The following is a 19,342-nucleotide window of genomic DNA, read 5'->3' as shown; positions in this document are numbered from 1 at the left end:
TCAGGATGAACACCATGCACAATCACGTCCAGCACGCCTCCGTTTTCATCCTGACGCCATCCTTTTCATCACCCTTTGCGCCGCCCTTGCGCCGCACGGCGCTGGCGCTGCTGCTGGCCGGCTGTTTCGGCGTGGCGCAAGCCAATCCCGCCTTGCCGCAGGTGGTGAATGGACAGGCGACCTTCAACCAGCAGGGCAACATTTTCTCGATCACGAACACGCCCAACACCATCATCAACTGGCAGAGTTTCTCCATCCATGCGGGCGAAATCACGCGCTTCATCCAGCAAAACGGCAATAGTGCCGTACTCAACCGCATCACAGGACAAGACCCCAGCAAGATCCTGGGCGCGCTCGAATCGAATGGCAAGGTCTTCCTGATCAACCCGAACGGCATCGTCTTCGGTCAGGGTGCGAAAGTGGACGTGAACGGGCTGGTCGCTTCCAGCCTTGGCCTATCGAATGACGATTTCCTGGCCGGCAAGCGCCAGTTCACGGCCGGTGGCGTGGCCGGCGGCGTCAGCAATGCGGGCCTGATCAATGCGGGCAAGGGCGGGCAAGTGCTGCTGATCGCGCCGAACGTGGAAAACACGGGCATCATCACGGCGCCGAATGGCGAAGTGATCCTGGCGGCCGGGCGCAGCGTGCAGTTGGCCGACCCCGGCAATCCGCAATTGCGCGTGCTGGTCTCGGCACCGAACGACCAGGCGCTGAACCTGGGACAGATCATCGCCCAGGGCGGCAGCATCGGCATGGCCGGTGCGCTGGTCAGCCAGCGCGGCGTGCTCAACGCGAACAGCGCCGTCGTCGGCGAGCATGGCAAGATCGTCCTCAAGGCCAGCGGCAAGGCGCTGCTCGAAGCGGGCAGCGTCACCAGCGCCACGGGCGCGGCCGGCAAGGGCGGCGAGGTAATGGTACTGGGCGAGCAAGTAGGTTTGCTGGGCAATGCGAGCATCGATGCCAGTGGCGCCACGGGCGGCGGCACGGTCTTGCTGGGCGGCGATTACCAGGGTAAGAACGCGGCCGTGCAGAATGCGCGCCAGGTGCTGGTCGGCAAGGATGCAAGCATCTTTGCCGATGCCGTCAACAGCGGCAACGGCGGCAAGGTCATCGCCTGGGGCGACGAGTCGGCCCAGGTGCATGGCAGCATTTCCGCGCGCGGCGGCATGCAGGGCGGCAATGGCGGCTTCGTGGAAACGTCCGGCCATACCCTGGCCGTCGATGGCATCCGCGTGAATACCAGCGCGGCGCGTGGCAAGCGCGGCAACTGGCTGCTCGATCCTTATGATGTCGACGTGGTGCAAGGGGCGGGCGGCAACCTGGCCAATGTCGATCAGTTCAGCGACATGCCGACGACGGGCAGCACCAGCATCGGCGCCGATACCATCTCCGGCGCTACCAGCGATGTCACCTTGCAGGCCCTGCACCGCATCAATTTCAGCAGTTCGGTGAATATGCTCACACCCGGCGTCAGCTTGACGGCGACAGCGGGCGAAACCATCAATGTGTATGCGGCCATCACCACCAACGGTGGTAATGTGATCTTGTCGGCCAACGATGCTAGCAGCGGCGGCACCTATGGCCCGGGATCGAACGTCAACCTGAACGCGTCCATCAACAGCAATGGCGGCAATATTTCGCTATCCGGTGCCAGTGTGGCGGGGGCCGCTGCCGTCAATGTCGGCAACGGCAATCTGAGCTTGCGCGCGAATGACGCGCTGGGCGGCATCAACCTGTCGGGCGGAGCAAACCAGCTCACCGGCAGCGGCATCGCTGGCCAGACGGTGACCCTGCAGGCCGACAATATCACCCTTGCCGGCGGCATCGATGTCGGCGGCACGGCGGGCGGCGCGAATGTCATCATCAAGCCCTTGAGCAGTTCGCGCAGCATCGACCTGGGCACCAAATCGGGTACGGCCCTGAGTTTGAACGCGATTGAGCTGGCTGGTATCTCGGCCTCGTCGCTGACCATAGGCGATGGCACGAACACGGGCGGCATACTGATATCGGATGCGCTTGCCAGGGCAGGCGATCTGCACCTCAATGCAGCTTCCCCCATTACGGCCACGGGCGCTGTTACAGTCGGCGGCGCGTTTGCCCTCGACGGCGGCAGCTGGGTGCAAAACGCGGCGACCCTGCCAGGATTGAGTGCCAGAAGCTTTACCATCGGTAATGGCGCCAGTTTCCTGCGCGTGGCCGGTGGCAACGGCGGCACGTCCTCACCCTATCTGATCGCCGATATCTATGGCTTGCAAGGCATCGCCAGCCTTGGCCTCGGTGACAGCTATCGCCTGGCCGGCAATATCGATGCCAGCGACACTGTGAATTGGAACAATGGTCGGGGTTTTGTGCCGATTGCCAGCAGCGGCAGCGGTTTTTCCGGCGTGTTCGATGGTGCCGGATTTACGCTCAGCAATTTGAAAATCGACCGCAGCCTGGCCCCCGGTTCGGCGGCAGGCCTGTTTGGCACTGTACAGGGCGCTACCTTGCGCAACCTTACCCTGAGCGGCGGCAGCGTCGCCGGCACGGCGAACGTGGGCGCGCTGGCGGGCAATGTCGTGAGCGGTACTATCGATAGCGTGAACAGCAGCATGGCCGTCAGCGGCCAGCGCAACGTCGGCGGCCTGGTGGGCAGCAACGGCGGCGCCATCACGCTGTCCGCCAGCAGCGGCGTGGTCACCGGCGTGAATGCCGATAGTGGCGGCGCCATCGGCGGCCTGGCAGGATGGAATGCGTCTGGCGCCAGCATCGCAACCTCGTACGCCACCGGCGTGGTGACGGGCGCGCGTGAAATGATCGGCGGCCTGGTGGGCAACAACCAGGGCGCGCTGAGCCAATCGTATGCTACGGGCAATGTCAGCGGCGCGCGCAGCATCGGCGGCCTGGTTGGCCTGAACGGCGGCAGCATCAATGATGCGTATGCCAGCGGCGCCGTGGGCCGGGCAGGCATTGCCGATTCTTCATTGGCCAGGGAAAACATGGGCGGACTGGTCGGTGAAAGTACGGGCAGCGTCAGCCATGTCTTCAGCAGCGGCGCCGTGACGGACGACGGCTATGCGGCAGTGGGCGCGGTGGCCGGCCACGTGGCTACCGGTTCCCCGTTCGGCTATGGTTTTTTCAATTTTGAAACCTCGCTGGTGCAAATCGATGGCGGTGGCTCCAGCGGCCGCAGCACGGCGCAGATGAAGCAGCAAGGCATTTTCAACGACTACGATTTCAGCAGCGTGTGGCGCATCTATGACGGCTACACGACGCCGATGCTGAAGGTTTTCCTGAAGCCGCTGCAAGTGAATCTTTCTGCTAATGCCGCGGGCAAGGTCTACGATGGCCAGCTGGCCGCTTTCCTCGGTTCGATAGGCTATGTGGGGCTGCTCGATGGCGATACGGGCGTGAATGGCAGCCTCGGCTACGGCAGCAATGCGCGCAATGTGGGCAACTATGCAGCGACGGGCCTGTGGTCAAGCAAGTATGACATCAGCCTGGGCGGCACGACGACCTTTGCCATCACGCCGCGCGCGCTGACGGTGAGCATGGGCGGCAATGGCAAGGTGTATGACGGCACGCTGGGCTACGACGGCGCCAGTTTTGCGCTGGGTAACGTGGTGGCGGGCGACAACCTCAGCATCAGCGGCAGCGCCGCCTTCCTCGATAAGAACGCCGGCAGCGGCAAGGCCGTGCATGCCAGCGGCCTGGCCTTGGGCGGCAATGGCCTGGGCAACTATAGCCTGGCCGCGAGTACGCTGGACGGCACGGCCGACATCACGGCGCGCCTGCTGAACTATGGCGTCACGGGCGCGCAAAGCCGCGTCTACGATGGCAGCTTGCAAGCTGCCCTGAATGGGTATTTTGAAGGCATGGTGACTGGCGACCAGGTCAGTATGGCGGCCTTGCAGGGCAGTTTCCGCGACAAGAATGTGGGCACTGGTAAAGTGGTCGATTACCAGGTGACAGCAGGCCAGTTGACGGGCGCCGATGCGGGCAACTACGTGCTCAATGGAAGTGCGGGCAGTACCACGGCCGACATCACGGCGCGTACCCTGAACGTAAGTTTCAATGGCATCAACAAGACCTATGACGGCACGACGGGCGCGCAAATCCGCTTTGGCGACGACCGCATCCAGGGCGACGCCCTGAGCGTGAGCGGCAATGCGGCGTTTGGCAACAAGAACGCGGGTGCCGGCAAGGCCGTGCATGTAATGGGCGTGGCGTTGAGTGGTGGCGATGCGGGCAACTATGTGCTGAGCAGCAATACAGGCAGTACCACGGCCGACATCGCGGCGCGTACCCTGAACGTGAGTTTCAATGGCGTCAACAAGACCTATGACGGCACGACGGGTGCGCAAATCAGCTTCGGCGACGACCGCATCCAGGGCGACGCCCTGAGCGTGAGCGGCAATGCGGCGTTTGGCAACAAGAACGCGGGTGCCGGCAAGGCCGTGCATGTAATGGGCGTGGCGTTGAGCGGTGGCGATGCGGGCAACTATGTGCTCAATGGAAGTGCGGGTAGCACCACGGCCGACATCGAGGCGCGCACCTTGAACGTGAGTTTCAATGGCATCAACAAGACCTATGACGGCACAACGGGTGCGCAAATCAGCTTTGGCGACGACCGCATCCAGGGTGACGCCCTGAGCGTGAGCGGCAATGCGGCGTTTGGCAACAAGAACGCGGGTGCCGGCAAGGCCGTGCATGTAATGGGCGTGGAGCTGAGTGGTGGCGATGCGGGCAACTATGTGCTGGGCAGTAATGCAGGCAGTACCACGGCCGACATCGCGGCGCGTACCCTGAACGTGAGTTTCAATGGCATCAACAAGACCTATGACGGCACGACGGGCGCGCAAATCAGCTTTGGCGACGACCGCATCCAGGGCGACGCCCTGAGCGTGAGCGGCAATGCGGCGTTTGGCAACAAGAACGCGGGTGGCGGCAAGGCCGTGCATGTAATGGGCGTGGCGTTGAGCGGTGGCGATGCGGGCAACTATGTGCTGGGCAGTAATACAGGCAGTACCACGGCCGACATCGCGGCGCGCACCTTGAACGTGAGTTTCAATGGCGTCAACAAGACCTATGACGGCACGACGGGTACGCAAATCAGCGTCGGCGACGACCGCATCCAGGGCGACGCCCTGAGCGTGAGCGGCAATGCGGCGTTTGGCAACAAGAACGCGGGTGCCGGCAAGGCCGTGCATGTAATGGGCGTGGCGTTGAGCGGTGGCGATGCGGGCAACTATGTGCTGGGCAGTAATGCAGGTAGTACCACGGCCGACATCGGCGCGCGCGCGCTGAACCTGTCTGGCGTGGCCGGCCACAAGGTCTACGATGGCATGACGGGCGTGCAGCTGAGCCTGCTGGGCGATGACCGCCTCGCCGGCGACAGCTTGACGGCCTCGGTCGTGGCCAGCTTTGCGGACAAAAACGTGGGAGTGGCCAAGGCCGTGCAGCTGAGCGGCGCGACGCTGACGGGCGCCGATGCAGGCAATTACTTCATGGTCTTGCCGACAGGCTTGCTGGCCAGCATTACGCCCGCCAGCCTGACGCTGGCAGGCCTGAGCGCCGCCGGCAAAGTGTATGACGGTACGACTTCCGCGACGGTCAGCGCGTCGGCGAACGGCGTGCTGGGCCAGGATGTGGTCAGCGTGGTGGGCGGTAGCGGCAGCTTTGCCGACAAGAATGCGGGTACGGGCAAGCTGGTGACAGCCAGCGGTTTCCGTCTGGCGGGCGCCGATGCGGGCAATTACACGCTGGAAACCACAGGCGGCACGGCGCAGGCATCAATTGCTCAAAAACAATTGTCCACCTGGATCGGCAGTGGCAACGGCTTGTGGAGCGATGCCGTCAACTGGGACGGCGGCGTGGTGCCGGAAGGCGCGAACGTGCTGGCTGTCGACTTTAGCAACAGCAAGGGCATCGTCACCTACAGTGCGGCGGCCGGCAACACCAGCCTGAAAAACCTGAGCTCGGCGACAGGCTTGCTGTTGACGGGTGGCAGCCTGACCCTCGGTGAAAGCGCGCTCGACGCCTCCGTGCTGGGCGGCCTGGCCGGCCTGGAAATCAACGGTGGCAGCTTGCTGCTGAACGGCAGCCTGTTGGCGGATCGTTACGCGCAAGGCGGCGGTGTGCTGAGCGGCAATGGTAACTTGCTCGTCGCCAACAGCTTCAGCCAGGCGGCCGGCGCCATCCGGCTGGCGGGCCAACTGGCCATCACGCAAGCGGCTGGCGATTTGCGCTTCGCCAGCCTGGCGGCGAACGATGTGCGGCTGAGCGCACTGCATGGCGCCATCGGCCAGGACGGCGCGTTGCTCGCCAGCAGCCTGACGGCGCAGGCGAAAAATGGCATCGTGCTGGACCATGCGGGTAACCAGGTGGACAGTTTTACCGCCAGCAATAGTGCAGGGGGTGGCATTGCGCTGAACAATACCTCGGCGCCGGGCACACTGACCCTGGGAACGCTGACCACTGGCGCGGGCAATATCGCCATCGACAACACGGGCGGCATCACGGCTGGAAATATCGATGCGCATGGCGGCAATGTGAGCTTGATCGCACACAGCACCGTCAATGTGCAGGGCGCCATCAGCGGCAACGACGTCACCGTCGACGCCAGCACGGACGTGGCCTTCGGCGACGGCGCGCACGTCAATGCGGCGCGCGCCATCGCGGTCACGGCCGGTACCGGCGTCACCTTTGCCGGCGCAGCCAGGCTCGATGTGCAGGCCACGGGCGGCATCGCCGTGCTGGCGAAAAACGGCGACCTGACCGCCGCCGAGACCGTGCGCATCAACAGCCGCGGCACGCCCGTGTCGCTGCTGGCGCCGAATGGCCGGGTCAACGTGCCGGCCTCGGTGCTGGTGGCCCAGCCGGTGACGACGCCCGTGGTGCCGCCAAGCACCATCATCCGCGCTGGCAATACCGTGCCTGCGTTCAGCGAGCAATACAACCCGCTCAACCAGCTCACTACGCCCAACAACGTGACCACGCCACTGCGGGCGAGTGCCACATCCAAAGAATCGACGAAGAAAGCAACAGATGATCCTCAAAATGGTATCAAGAAGACTTATTGCAACTAGGTCGATGCTGGTGGGCGCCATGCTGTGGCTGGTGCTGATGAGCATCAGCCTGCATGCGTTCGCCCAAGTGGCGGGCACGGTGACGCAGTTGAGCGGGCCGATGATGGCGAAAAAGGCCGACGGCAAGGTCAAGATATTGTCGCTCAAGTCCGAGGTGGAGGCTGGCGATACGCTGGTGACGGAGAAAAACACCTATGCCCTGGTGAAATTCATCGACAACAGCGAGATCACCCTGAAGCCAAGTACCACCTTTGTGGTTGAGCAGTTCGCCTACCAGGCCGATCAGCCCGACGGCGACCGGGCCTCGTTCAACCTGGTCAAGGGAGGTTTGCGTTCGCTGTCGGGCTTGCTGGGCAAGCGCAACAAAGAGCGCTTCGAGATGAAGACGCCGGTCGCCACCATCGGTATCCGCGGCACGTATTTCACTGCCGAGTATGTCAGCGCCGGTGGCTATGCGACACCAGGCTCGTCGCTACCCAAAACGGGATCGCCGGCAGGGTCGACCCTTGCGCCAGGGCTGTACACGTCGGTGAGCAACGGCCAAATCGTGGTGAGCAATCCAGGCGGCACGCTCGATATCGCCGCCGGCCAGTTCGGCTTTACGCCCAACATCAGGCAGCCGCCCGTGTTGCTGCCCGTCGATCCCGGCATCAAGTTCACGCCGCCGCCAGTCTTTTCAGCGCCGCCATCGAGTTCGGGCAGCGCTGCAGGCGGCAGCAAGCCTGCCGCCATCGATTGCGTGGTGCGCTAAGCTGTTTCCAGAAAGTCCGGCACGCCTGAAAAATAGGGCTTGACCTTCCCATCATGGGATAGCAGATCCTGATCCTATTCGTTAATCTTTCGTACAGGATCTGCCATGAACCAGAGTGCACCCGCTCCCGCCGCTTCCCCTCCCGTCGCCGCGCATGCGCAGGCGCTGGCCATCGAAGGCATGAGCTGCGCCTCATGCGTGGGCCGCGTGGAAAAAGCCCTGGCCGCCGTGCCCGGCGTGATCCTGGCCAGCGTCAACCTGGCCACTGAAGTGGCCAAGGTCACGTCCAGCACGCCAATTCCCCTGGCTACCCTGCAGGCGGCCGTGGAAAAGGCTGGCTACACGGTAGCGCAGCGCGAGATCGACCTGAACATCGCCGGCATGACCTGCGCCTCGTGCGTGGGCCGGGTGGAAAAAGCCTTGTTGAAGGTACCGGGCGTGCTGGCCGCCAGCGTCAACCTGGCCACGGAAAGCGCGCGCATCAAGGTGACGGGCGACCTGGAGGCGGGCACCCTGATCGCCGCCATCGACAAGGCCGGCTATGCCGCCACAGTGCCCGCCGCCAGCCAGGCCGGCGCGCCTGCCGCGGCGCCCAAGCGCGACGGCATGAAAGTGGCGTTCTCGGCCGTGCTGGCCTTCCCCCTGATGCTGCCCATGCTGCTCGAATGGGCTGGCATCCACCTGATGCTGCCCGGCTGGCTGCAGTTCGCCTTGGCCACGCCCGTGCAGTTTTACTTTGGCGCGCGTTTCTACAAGGCGGGCTGGAAGGCGGCGCGCGCCGGCAGCGGCAATATGGACTTGCTGGTGGCCTTGGGCACGAGCGCCGCATATGGCTTGTCTGTCTACCAATGGCTGACGGCGGGCGAGATGTCGCCGCACCTGTATTTCGAGGCATCGGCCGTCGTCATCACCCTGGTGTTGCTGGGCAAATGGCTGGAAAGCCGTGCCAAGCGCCAGACGGCCTCGGCCATCCGTGCGCTGCAGGTGTTGCGTCCCGAGTCGGCCCGCGTGCGCCGCGATGGCGTGGAGCTTGACTTGCCTGTGGAGCAGGTCAAAGTGGGCGACCTGGTGGTGATACGTCCCGGCGAGCGGGTGGCCGTCGATGGCGTGGTGGTGGAGGGTGCCAGCCAGATCAACGAATCGCTGATCACGGGCGAAAGCTTGCCCGTGGATAAGCATGTGGGCGACAAGGTGACGGGCGGCGCCATCAATGCCGATGGCTTGTTGCTGGTGCGTACGCAAGCCGTGGGTGGCGAGACGACCTTGTCGCGCATCATCCGCCTGGTGGAAGAGGCGCAGGCGGCCAAGGCGCCCATTCAGCATCTGGTCGACAAGGTTAGCGCCATCTTCGTGCCCGTGGTGCTGGTGCTGGCGCTGCTGACCTTGCTGGGCTGGTGGTTTGCCACCGGTGAGCTGGAAAATGCCATCATCAATGCCGTGGCCGTGCTGGTCATCGCCTGCCCATGCGCGCTGGGCCTGGCCACGCCGACGGCCATTATGGCGGGCACGGGCGTGGCCGCCCGCTACGGCATTCTGATCAAGGATGCGGAAGCGTTGGAAGTAGCGCACGCTGTCAATACGGTCGTGTTTGACAAGACGGGCACCTTGACCATCGGCAAACCTGCCCTGGCGGCCCTGCATGCGCACGGCATCGAGGACGCACGGCTGTTGCAACTGGCGGCCAGCATCCAGCGCGGCAGCGAGCACAGCCTGGCTACGGCCGTGCTGGATGCAGCGGCCGCGCGCCACATCGAGTCTTTGCCAGCCAAGGGCCTGTCGGCCTTGCCTGGGCGCGGCCTGGCGGCCCACGTCGATGGCCTGGAATTGAAACTGGGCAGCACGCGCCTGATGCAGGAGTTGCAGGTGGACATGGCGCCGCTGGCCAGCCAGGCATTGGCGCTGGAAAACACGGGCAACACGATTTCCTGGCTGGCCTCGGGATCGGAACTGCTGGGCCTGTTCGCCTTCAGCGACCAGGTCAAGCCGAATGCGCAGGCGGCCATTGCCCATCTGCACAGCCTGGGCATCCGCACGGTGATGTTGACGGGGGACAACCAGGGCAGCGCGGACGCCGTCGGCAAGCTGCTGGGAATCGACACGGTGGAGGCGAAAATGCTGCCGGCCGATAAAACCGCTAAAATTGTCGCACTGAAAGGCGCGGGCGCCAAGGTGGCCATGGTGGGCGACGGCATCAACGATGCGCCCGCGCTGGCCGCTGCCGACGTGGGCATCGCCATGTCGACGGGCACGGACGTGGCCATGCACGCGGCCGGCATTACCCTGATGCGCGGCGATCCGGCCCTGGTGGCGGACGCCATCGATATCTCGCGCCGCACCTACGGCAAGATACGGCAGAATCTGTTCTGGGCATTTATCTATAATATGATCGGCATACCGCTGGCCGCCTTCGGCTTGCTCAACCCCATGGTGGCGGGCGCGGCGATGGCCTTCAGTTCCGTCAGCGTGATCAGCAATGCCCTGTTGCTGCGCCGCTGGAAAGCCCGCAGTGCGCATACCAAGGAGTCATAGGATGAATATCGGCCAGGCAGCCAGTGAAACGGGCGTATCGGCAAAAATGATACGCTACTACGAAAGCATAGCCTTGCTCAAACCCAGCGCGCGCAGCGATGCCGGTTACCGCATCTACACGCCGAACGACTTGCACGCCTTGCGTTTTATCAGGCGCGGGCGGGGCCTGGGTTTTTCGCTGGAGCAAATCCGCGAACTGCTGTCGCTGTGGCAAAACGACCAGCGTGCCAGTGCGGACGTCAAAGGTATCGCCCTGGCGCACGTCGCCGATCTGAATACCCGCATCGCCGAACTGACGGAAATGCGCGATACCCTGGCCCATCTGGCGCAATCGTGCCACGGCGACGACAAACCCGATTGCCCCATCTTGCAAAGCCTGGGGCTGGCCGGCGACACGGAAGCGAAGGCTTGCTGCCATTGAGGTAAATCAACAGGAGGATGCATGGCCTACGAACTGTATTACTGGCCCACGCTACAGGGGCGCGGCGAATTCATCCGCCTGGCGCTGGAAGAGGCGGGCGCCGAGTACCGCGATATCGCCCGTTTGCCTGAACGCAAGGGACAAGGCATGCCGGCCTTGCTGGCTTGCCTCGATGGCGACAGCACGCCACACGCCGCCTACGCGCCACCCGTGTTACGCGACGGCGAGGTGCTGATCGGGCAGACCACGAATATCCTGCTGTACCTGGGTCGGCGCCTGGGCCTGGCGCTGCGCGCGGAGAGCGTCCGCCTGTGGCTGAATCAGCTGCAATTGACGATGGCCGACTGGCTGACGGAAGTGCATGACACGCATCATCCGCTGTCGATGAATCAGTATTACGAAGAGCAACAGCAGGCGGCCATGCTGCGCAGCGCGGACTTCCGCGAAACACGTTTGCCCAAATTCCTCGATTACTTCACCCAGGTCTTGCTGAGCAATCGCAGCCGCGGCCAGTACCTGGTAGGCGCAAAGCTCAGCTATGGCGACCTGTCGCTGTTCCAGATGCTGGCTGGCCTGCGCTATGCGTTTCCGCAAGCCATGGCGCGCCTGGCGCCCCTGTACCCCGCCCTGTTCGCGCTGCACGACGCCGTGGCGGCGAGGCCGAACATTGCCCGCTACCTGCAATCTAAACGCAGAATTGCATTCAATCAGGAAGGCATCTTCCGCCATTACCCTGAACTGGACGGGTAAACAAAAAACAGCCGGCGCGAAGGCCGGCTGTCCTGTGGATGCCACTGTTGTTACTGCGCGCTGGTGACGGGGTAGCCCGCTTCCACGATGGCGGCGCTGATGGCGTCCAGTTCGGCGGGCGATTCCACCGTGACGCGCTTGCTGGCCAGGTCGATCTGCACCTGTGCGCCAGGATCGATGCCGTGCACCGCTTTCGTGACCGAGCCGACGCAATGGCCGCAGCTCATGTTTTCAACTTGTAACTGATACATGGCAAGCACTCCTTGAATGATTAAGTGTGCCCACTGTAAGCCTTCCCCCGGTGGTAAGGTCAAGGGAAAAGCTGGTGTGTGGATCAATTCAGCAGAAAATCGACGGCTTGCATGGGCGGCGGCACATTCTCATCCTGCACGGATACGCGCAAGCTGATGTCGATGGCGCGGCACATGGCCGACAGGGGCAGGTCGTTGGCATCTTCGCCGAACGGTTCTTCGATCTCGTCGCCCAGGGCATCGAGGCCAAAGAAGGTGTAGGCGACGATGGCGACGACGAAAGGCGTCATGAAGCCGAGCGAATCGACCAGGCCGAAGGGCAGTAGGAAACAGTACAGATAGGCCGTACGGTGCAAGAGTAGCGAATACGAGAACGGAATCGGCGTGCTGCGGATGCGTTCGCACGAGGCTCCCGCGCCCACCATGGCCGAGATCGTGTTATCGATCTGCGTGGCGAGGATGCTGTCGATGCGCCCTTGCCTGAGGCTGTCGGCCAGGTCGTGGCCCATCTGCAGCATCAGGTAGTCGGACGGGTTCGCCGCCTGGCATGCCGCTTCCCATTCGGCCGGGCGCAGCAGTGGCTGCAAGTCGTCCGGTCCGCGCGTGTCGCGCAGCTGGTGGCGCAGGGCGTGGCAAAAGGCGATGGCGCGGTAGATCATGCGCACGCGGACATCGTCCAGGCCCAGCCGGGCGTGGGCTGGCGTATCGCTGCGTATCATGGTCTGGCACTGGCGCGAGAAATTACGGCTGCGCAACACCAGTTCCCCCCACAGCTTGCGCGCTTCCCAGTAACGGTCATAGGCGGCCGTGTTGCGAAAGCCAAGGAAGATGGCCAGCGGCAAGCCAATCAGGGTAAACGGGATGGTGGTGAGGATGATCTTGTGGTCGAACAGGGTGCCGTGACACCAGGTGACGAGGGTGGCGATCAGGGTGTTGACGATGAGAGTGGTGCGGATGCGCGGCAGGACGGAGCCGCGCACCACCAGAAACAGCCGTAGCGCCGATGGACGCTCGCGCACGATCATGAGCGACTCCCTGTCGGGTGCTGGGCAAGCGGGGAAACACGGGACCGGTGATTGCTTGGAAGTACAGAAAAACAGCGTGGCAGGGACGGGGAACAAAAAGCCCGCAGTGTGAGCGGGCTGAGCAGGGTGTGCATGGGAAGCAGTGTAGGGGAGAGCGCTGAAGTATAGGCCGCCATTTCGCTTGCGGCCAATTCACAGTATTAATGGGCATTATTCATTTCATGAATGAATGTTTCATTTGTGGTATATACGTAAATTTCAGCTTTCTGCGGCCAGCTGCCGCCGGATCTTTTCGCAAAAATCAAAGCGGCAAGTTGGCGTGCACAGCACCCTGTGACAAATGGGGAGTTTTGCTCCTGATTGTCTCTGTTAGGCTGAGTGAGCTAATTGGAAATATTTTCTAAGGCAAACGCGCCCGCCCGATAGCTGCCGCCAGGGGCCCTGGTCATGCCTGTTCATCCTTCTTTGGAAAGCGGTCTACATGTTTAAAGTTTCCAGCATCTGCCTCGCCACCCTGATCCTGTTGCAAGCAGCGTCCACCTGGGCCGACCAGCCCGCTCCACTGAGCCAGCAGCAGCAAGCGCTGGCCGCGCAAATCGATGCCAGCATCGCTCCCTATTACAAGGCCACGGAACCGGGCGCCGTCGTCATCGTCGTCAAGGATGGTCAGCCCCTGTTGCGCAAGGCGTATGGCCTGGCCAGTGTGCTCGATGGCCAGCCGCTGACGCCCGACATGTCGCTGCGCCTGGGTTCCATTTCCAAGCAATTCACGGCCGTCGCCATCCTGCGGCTGGCCGACCAGGGCAAGCTGGCCGTCACCGATGACATCACGACATTCCTGCCCGATTACCCGACGCATGGCAAGAAAATCACGATCGGGCAACTGCTCGCGCACACGTCCGGCATCCATGACTACACGAGGAAGCCGGAATTTGTGCCCAACAGCACGAAAGACTTGAGCGTGGCGCAAATGATCGATTTCTTCAAGAACGATCCCCTGGACTTTGAACCTGGCACGCAATGGAGTTACAGCAGTTCCGGCTATTTCCTGCTGGGCGCCATCATTGAAAAGGCATCGGGCCAGCCGTATGCCACGTTTGTGGAACAGCAGATATTCGTGCCGCTGGGCATGAACGACACGGCATACGAAGGCCACGAGCGCCGGCCCGTCAAGCGCGCGGCCGGGCATATCCGTTCGGGCGAGGCCTATGTACCAAACTTGCCCCTGAGCATGACGCAGCCGTATGCGGCCGGCGCGCTCGTTTCCACCGTGGACGACCTGGCGCGCTGGGATGCGGCCATCTCGGACGGCAAGCTGCTCAAGGCCGCCACCTGGCAGCAAGCGTTCACGCAGGCCAAGTTGAACGATGGCAAGGCGACCCGTTCCGGCTTTGGCTGGAAGGTGGGCACCTGGCAAAACACCCCCGTCATCCACCATAGTGGCGGTATCAATGGTTTTTCCACGTATGCGATGCGTTTGCCGAAGGAAAAAGTCTACGTGGCCGTGCTGGAAAACTCGGACACGGGCCTGGTCGATCCCGATGTGGTCGCCCGCAAGGCGGCCGCCATCGCCGTGGGCCGGCCGTATCCCGAGATCAAGGTCATTACGCTCAAGCCCGCCATCCTCGATGCGTATGCGGGCGTGTACACCATCAATGACAAGGCTGGCTACACGATCCGCAACTTCGAGGGCACCCTGTTGCTGCAGCGTACGGGGCGCCCGGCGCAGCGTCTGCTGGCCTATTCGCCCAATGGTTTTTTGATTGAGAATACCCTCACCACTGCCGAGTTCGAGCGAGGTCCCAAGGGCGAGGCGCAGCTGATCCTCAACGATGGCGGCGAATCGAAGTCCGTGCACGAGCGGGCCAGCGCCGTCAAGCCGGCCCGTACGGTGGTCGCCATGACGACTGCACAATTCGATGCCTACGTGGGCCGCTATGCGCTGGCGCCCGAGGTCTACCTGGAGGTGACGCGCGAAGGCGACAAGTTCTTCGCCCAGGTGACGGGTTTCCGCAAGCTGGCCATGCTGCCCATGAGCGAGACGGCTTTCTTCTCGAATGAAGTCGATGCGGAAGTGCGTTTCAGCAAGGATGCCGATGGCAAGACAGAGCAACTGGTGCTGCGCCAGGAAGGACAGGATATGCCAGCCAAGCGGGTGAATTAAGCCGTTCCGGTCGACTAGTGATTCCTCCACAGGCGCCGCGAGGCGCCTGTGGTCTTTGGCCACTATGTTCGCGTGCGTACTGTCGCGTCGGCCGCTTACCAGCATACTGTTAAGCTACCCCGCGCCTTCCCCGGGGCACCACGACCAAGGAAATCAGATGAGCTATCAGACCACGAATCCCTACAGCGAACAGATCGAGCAGACTTTCACTCCGCATAGCGATGCGCAAATGGACAGTATATTGGCCCAGGCCGCCACCACCTTCGAGAGCGACTGGCGCCAGCGCAGCTTTGCCGAGCGCAAGGCTGTGGTCAAGAAAGCGGCCACGCTGTTGCAAGAACAGCGCGATGATTTCGCCAAATTGATTACCATGGAAATGGGCAAACTGTTCAAGGAAGCACAGCAGGAAGTAGCGCTGTGCGTGCAGATTCTCGATTATTACGCCGACAATGCCGAGCAATTCCTGGCGCCCAAGCCACTCGACGTCAAGCGCGGTGAAGCGACGGTGGAAATCGCGCCGTTGGGCGTGATATTCTGCGTCGAACCGTGGAATTTCCCCTATTACCAACTAGCCAGGGTGGCAGGACCGAACCTGATGGCAGGCAACACCTTGGTGGTAAAACATGCTTCCAACGTGCCCCAGTGCGCGCTGGCCTTTGAAAAACTGTTCCTCGACGCGGGTGCGCCGGCGGGCGCCTACACGAATGCTTTCTTTTCCAGTGAGCAAGTGGCCACGGCGATTGCCGACGTGCGTGTGCAAGGCGTGGCGCTGACGGGCAGTGAGCGGGCTGGCGCCTCTGTGGCCGCCACGGCAGGCAAAGCCCTGAAGAAAACCACGATGGAATTGGGCGGCAGCGACGCTTTCATCGTGCTCGACGACGCCGACATGGATCTGGCCGTCAAACTGGCCGTCATCGGCCGCATCCAGAACGCGGGCCAGGTATGCGATGGCTCGAAGCGCTTCATTTTGCTCGACAGCATCGCCGACATCTTTGTCGAGCGCTTCCAGGCGGAACTGGCGAAATTGCAGCCAGGCGACCCCATGGACGCTGAGACTACGCTGGCTCCACTGTCCAGCGAGGCGGCGCTGGAGCTGGCCGTCAAGCAAATCGGCCAGGCCTTGGAAGGGGGCGCCAAGGTGCTGCTGGGTGGCCAGCGCATCGAGCGCCCGGGCTACTTCCTGCAGCCGACCATCCTGGCCGAGGTGGCGCCGTCGAACCCCGTGTACTACCAGGAATTTTTTGCCCCCGTGGCCATGATTTTCCGTGTCAGCAACGAGCAGGAAGCCATCGCGCTGGCGAATGACTCGCCATTCGGTCTGGGCGGCACCATCATCACGGCCGATGTGGCGCGCGGCAAGCGTCTGGCCAGCCAGATCGAGACGGGCATGGTCTTCATCAACTCGCCCGCCATCACGGCACCGGACCTGCCATTCGGCGGCGTGAAGCATTCAGGCTATGGCCGCGAATTGTCCGACCTGGGCATCATGGAATTTGTTAACCGCAAGCTGGTGCTGGTCGGCTGATTGGGCGACTTTGCGGCGCTGCCTTACACTGGTAGCGCTTTCCAGCCATACCAGCAAAACGCCACTACCCACGCCAGCAAGATCGCCAGACCCGGCAGCAATAGCCACTTCGCTACCGACTCTTCCCACGCCACATAGGGCTTGCCGCCGCGCGCGATGGCCAGCAGCGCCTGCCCACCGTTCAAGCCGGCAAACGGCAGCAGGTTGAAGGCGCACAGTTTGAATGAGCACAAGGCGAATACCAGCGCAAAGCCGTGCGTGCGGGCAAACGTTGCGCCGTCACCGAGCAATTCCTGCGCCGCCGACAGCGGTGCCAGCGCGCCGTGGATGATTTGCCCGAAGGCAGCGACAAAGCTGTCCCAGCCCGAGGCTCCCATGATGCCCAGCGACAAGGCCAGCAAGACGGCCACGCCGCTCAGCGGCAACACGAACTGCTTCCACAACGGCTGGAAGTTATAGGCGTCAAGGCAGGGGTCGTCGTCATACAGCGTTTCCTCGCGCGTATCTTTCAGCATCAAGCTGCCGGCCAGGGGCAGCAGCCTGATCTTCACTTTCCCCAGCGTCAGCAAGGTCGGTCCCACGCCATAGCTGACGCTGCGGACCGTGATGCCGAACAGCCTGGCGCAGGCCGCCATGACGGAAATGTGGATCAACATGAAGATGAGGAGGGCAAGCAGCAACTGGAAGGCGGGAGGCATCGGATACGGAGTCCAGGAGGAAAGAGAGCGGTATTAGAACATGTCGCAGGGAAAAGTCGCGCACATGAAAAAAGCCCCGCCTGCATCGCTGCAGCCGGGGCTTTTGCATGACTGGGCAGCTTGCGCTGCCCGCTATAACTTACAGCACTTCGCTGGCGTGGTCGGCCAGGCGCGAACGCTCGCCGCGGGCCAGGGTGACGTGGCCGCTGTGCGTCCAACCCTTGAAACGGTCGACCACGTAGGTCAGGCCGCTGGAGCCTTCCGTCAGGTACGGCGTGTCGATCTGGGCGATGTTGCCCAAGCACAGGATCTTTGTGCCGGGACCGGCGCGCGTGACCAGGGTCTTGACTTGCTTCGGCGTCAAGTTTTGCGCTTCATCGATGATGAGGAACTTGTTGACAAACGTGCGCCCGCGCATGAAGTTGAGCGACTTGATCTTGATGCGCGAACGGATCAGGTCTTGCGTTGCCGCACGGCCCCATTCGCCGCCATCGGAGTCGGACTTGTTCAGCACTTCCAGATTGTCGTCGAAGGCACCCATCCATGGCGACATCTTTTCTTCTTCCGTGCCTGGCAGGAAACCGATATCTTCGCCGACGGGCACCGTCACGCGGGTGACGATGATTTCATTGTAGAGCTTGGTTTCCAGCACTTGCGCCAGGCCGGCGGCCAGGGCCAGCAAGGTCTTGCCGGTACCGGCCTGGCCCAGCAAGGTGACGAAGTCGCATTCCGGATTCATCAAGAGGTTCAGCGCGAAGTTCTGCTCGCGGTTGCGCGCCGTCACGCCCCACACATTGTTCTTCGTGTGGCTGAAGTCGCGCAGGGTTTGCAGCACTGCCGTCTTGCCGTTGATCTGCTTGACTTGACCATAGAACGGCGTTTCGCCGTTTTTCGGTTCCAGGTAGATGAACTGGTTGACCAGCAGCGATGGAATGAAGGGCCCCGTCACGCGGTAGAAGGTGGAGCTGTAGCCGTTCTTGCTTTCCTGCCACGATTCCATGTCCTTGCCGTGCTTGTTCCAGAAGTCGTCCGGCAATTGCACGATGCCCGAGTACAGCAAGTCCGTGTCTTCCAGCACATGGTCGTTGAAGTAATCTTCGGCTGGCAAGCCCAGCGCGCGCGCCTTGATGCGCATGTTGATGTCTTTCGACACCAGCACGACGGGGCGGCCTGCCTGTTCCGATTCCAGCGAACGCACGACGGCGAGGATCTGGTTGTCGGCCTTGCCCACTGGCAAGCCAGCCGGCAAGTCGGCGCTTTGCAAGCGCGTCTGGAAGAACAAGCGGCCCTTGGCATCCTTGTTGCCCAGCTTGGACAGCAAGATACCGTGTTCGATGGCGTCGTCATCCGTATTGCTGATCAGGGCATCGAGGGTACGCGACACCTGGCGTGCATTGCGCGCCACTTCCGTCATGCCCTTTTTATGGTTGTCCAGCTCTTCCAAGGTCATCATCGGCAGATACACATCGTGTTCCTCGAAGCGGAACAGCGACGATGGATCGTGCATCAGCACGTTGGTGTCGAGCACGAACAGCTTGCTGATGCCGCGCTGGTCGGCGGCGCGGCTGGCGGACGACTTGAGCTGCACTTCGACCGCCTTGTGCTTGGCCGGATGCGCTTGCTCAACCTGTTTGACGGATTTGATCGGCGTGACCTTGCCTTTTGTCACCGGCGCGGCTTTTGCTGGCGCCGCTGGTGCGGCCGCCGGCGCGGCAACGGCTGGCGCAGGCGCCGGCTTGGCGACCATCAGGGCCGCCACTTGCTTGATCTTCGTGGCCGCATTGCGGACCGGCTTGGCAACTTCGGCGATCGCCGCTTCAATGATCGGTGCAGCCACTTTCTTGGCTGCCGGGGTTTTGGTGGCCGGGCGCGCTGCGCCTACGGTTGGGTAATCTTGGGTTGCCAGGATGGTGGCTGGCTTGCTCGGTAATTTTGGCAGTGGCATCAGGATCTCAATCAAAAAATTTCTGGAATGAATCGCCCATGGGCAGCCAGCTTCTGGCGGCACTTCTCATGGGGTGGATGCGGGGGAACAACAATGCTACAGGACGAGAAACTGCCGGAAGGCCGGCAGCATGGCCGGTCATGGACGCCATCGGCGGGCTACAGGCCCGCCTGGCGGAGTGGGTGGAGGCGCTTCGTTGACTCAAAATGGCGATAG

11 protein-coding genes are annotated in these 19,342 nt (G+C 62.6%); 7 read left to right on the top strand and 4 right to left on the bottom strand.

Annotated features, from left to right (window positions below):
- Positions 1–14 precede the first annotated feature (14 nt).
- From CSZ94_RS13385 to CSZ94_RS13365, 5 genes are all read left to right on the top strand, one after another.
- Positions 15–7,067 (top strand): YDG domain-containing protein, encoded by a 7,053-nt coding sequence (locus CSZ94_RS13385; protein WP_102121970.1) that lies wholly within the window; start codon positions 15–17, stop codon positions 7,065–7,067.
- 4 nt (positions 7,068–7,071) lie between these two features.
- A complete protein-coding gene (locus CSZ94_RS13380; protein ID WP_180977458.1) occupies positions 7,072–7,818 on the top strand; it encodes a FecR family protein in 747 nt (248 codons plus the stop codon).
- Between the two features lie 105 nt (positions 7,819–7,923).
- Positions 7,924–10,347, top strand: coding sequence for a heavy metal translocating P-type ATPase (locus CSZ94_RS13375; protein WP_102121952.1), 2,424 nt, complete (start codon positions 7,924–7,926; stop codon positions 10,345–10,347).
- A gap of 1 nt (position 10,348) precedes the next feature.
- On the top strand, positions 10,349–10,768 hold the full coding sequence (cueR, locus tag CSZ94_RS13370) for a Cu(I)-responsive transcriptional regulator (RefSeq protein WP_102121951.1): 420 nt from the start codon (positions 10,349–10,351) through the stop codon (positions 10,766–10,768).
- A 21-nt stretch (positions 10,769–10,789) separates the two neighbouring features.
- On the top strand, positions 10,790–11,518 hold the full coding sequence (locus CSZ94_RS13365) for a glutathione S-transferase (protein WP_102121950.1): 729 nt from the start codon (positions 10,790–10,792) through the stop codon (positions 11,516–11,518).
- Positions 11,519–11,568: 50 nt separating this feature from the next.
- Here the strand turns inward: CSZ94_RS13365 and CSZ94_RS13360 are convergent, their stop codons facing one another.
- Positions 11,569–11,769 carry a heavy-metal-associated domain-containing protein gene (locus CSZ94_RS13360; protein WP_102121949.1) on the bottom strand — a complete coding sequence of 67 codons (201 nt, stop codon included), beginning with the start codon at positions 11,767–11,769 and terminating at the stop codon, positions 11,569–11,571.
- An 83-nt stretch (positions 11,770–11,852) separates the two neighbouring features.
- Positions 11,853–12,794: a bestrophin family protein gene (locus CSZ94_RS13355; protein ID WP_102121948.1), complete on the bottom strand. Its 942-nt coding sequence runs from the start codon at positions 12,792–12,794 to the stop codon at positions 11,853–11,855.
- A 481-nt stretch (positions 12,795–13,275) separates the two neighbouring features.
- Here CSZ94_RS13355 and CSZ94_RS13350 point away from each other — a divergent pair, with 481 nt between their 5' ends.
- Positions 13,276–14,958 (top strand): serine hydrolase, encoded by a 1,683-nt coding sequence (locus tag CSZ94_RS13350; protein ID WP_102121947.1) that lies wholly within the window; start codon positions 13,276–13,278, stop codon positions 14,956–14,958.
- A gap of 157 nt (positions 14,959–15,115) precedes the next feature.
- Positions 15,116–16,483, top strand: coding sequence for an NAD-dependent succinate-semialdehyde dehydrogenase (locus tag CSZ94_RS13345; protein WP_102121946.1), 1,368 nt, complete (start codon positions 15,116–15,118; stop codon positions 16,481–16,483).
- A 23-nt stretch (positions 16,484–16,506) separates the two neighbouring features.
- On the opposite strand, the gene CSZ94_RS13340 is transcribed toward CSZ94_RS13345, so the two are convergent.
- Together CSZ94_RS13340 and CSZ94_RS13335 are read right to left on the bottom strand one after the other, a co-directional pair.
- A complete protein-coding gene (locus tag CSZ94_RS13340; protein ID WP_102121945.1) occupies positions 16,507–17,181 on the bottom strand; it encodes a site-2 protease family protein in 675 nt (224 codons plus the stop codon).
- Positions 17,182–17,320: 139 nt separating this feature from the next.
- Entirely contained in the window at positions 17,321–19,126 is a 1,806-nt protein-coding gene (locus CSZ94_RS13335; protein ID WP_102121944.1) for a PhoH family protein, read from the bottom strand.
- Positions 19,127–19,342 lie beyond the last annotated feature (216 nt).

This window comes from Janthinobacterium sp. ROICE36 (assembly GCF_002869965.1).
Taxonomy (GTDB): Bacteria; Pseudomonadota; Gammaproteobacteria; order Burkholderiales; family Burkholderiaceae_D; genus Janthinobacterium.
Note: the sequence above shows the minus strand (reverse complement) of the source record. Positions and strands in the feature narration are given on the sequence as shown.

Coding starts and splice junctions, on each gene's coding strand:
- CSZ94_RS13385 (WP_102121970.1), top strand. CDS start 15: ATGCACAATCACGTCCAGCACGCCTCCGTTTTCATCCTGACGCCATCC.
- CSZ94_RS13380 (WP_180977458.1), top strand. CDS start 7,072: ATGCTGGTGGGCGCCATGCTGTGGCTGGTGCTGATGAGCATCAGCCTG.
- CSZ94_RS13375 (WP_102121952.1), top strand. CDS start 7,924: ATGAACCAGAGTGCACCCGCTCCCGCCGCTTCCCCTCCCGTCGCCGCG.
- cueR (WP_102121951.1), top strand. CDS start 10,349: ATGAATATCGGCCAGGCAGCCAGTGAAACGGGCGTATCGGCAAAAATG.
- CSZ94_RS13365 (WP_102121950.1), top strand. CDS start 10,790: ATGGCCTACGAACTGTATTACTGGCCCACGCTACAGGGGCGCGGCGAA.
- CSZ94_RS13360 (WP_102121949.1), bottom strand. CDS start 11,769: ATGTATCAGTTACAAGTTGAAAACATGAGCTGCGGCCATTGCGTCGGC.
- CSZ94_RS13355 (WP_102121948.1), bottom strand. CDS start 12,794: ATGATCGTGCGCGAGCGTCCATCGGCGCTACGGCTGTTTCTGGTGGTG.
- CSZ94_RS13350 (WP_102121947.1), top strand. CDS start 13,276: ATGTTTAAAGTTTCCAGCATCTGCCTCGCCACCCTGATCCTGTTGCAA.
- CSZ94_RS13345 (WP_102121946.1), top strand. CDS start 15,116: ATGAGCTATCAGACCACGAATCCCTACAGCGAACAGATCGAGCAGACT.
- CSZ94_RS13340 (WP_102121945.1), bottom strand. CDS start 17,181: ATGCCTCCCGCCTTCCAGTTGCTGCTTGCCCTCCTCATCTTCATGTTG.
- CSZ94_RS13335 (WP_102121944.1), bottom strand. CDS start 19,126: ATGCCACTGCCAAAATTACCGAGCAAGCCAGCCACCATCCTGGCAACC.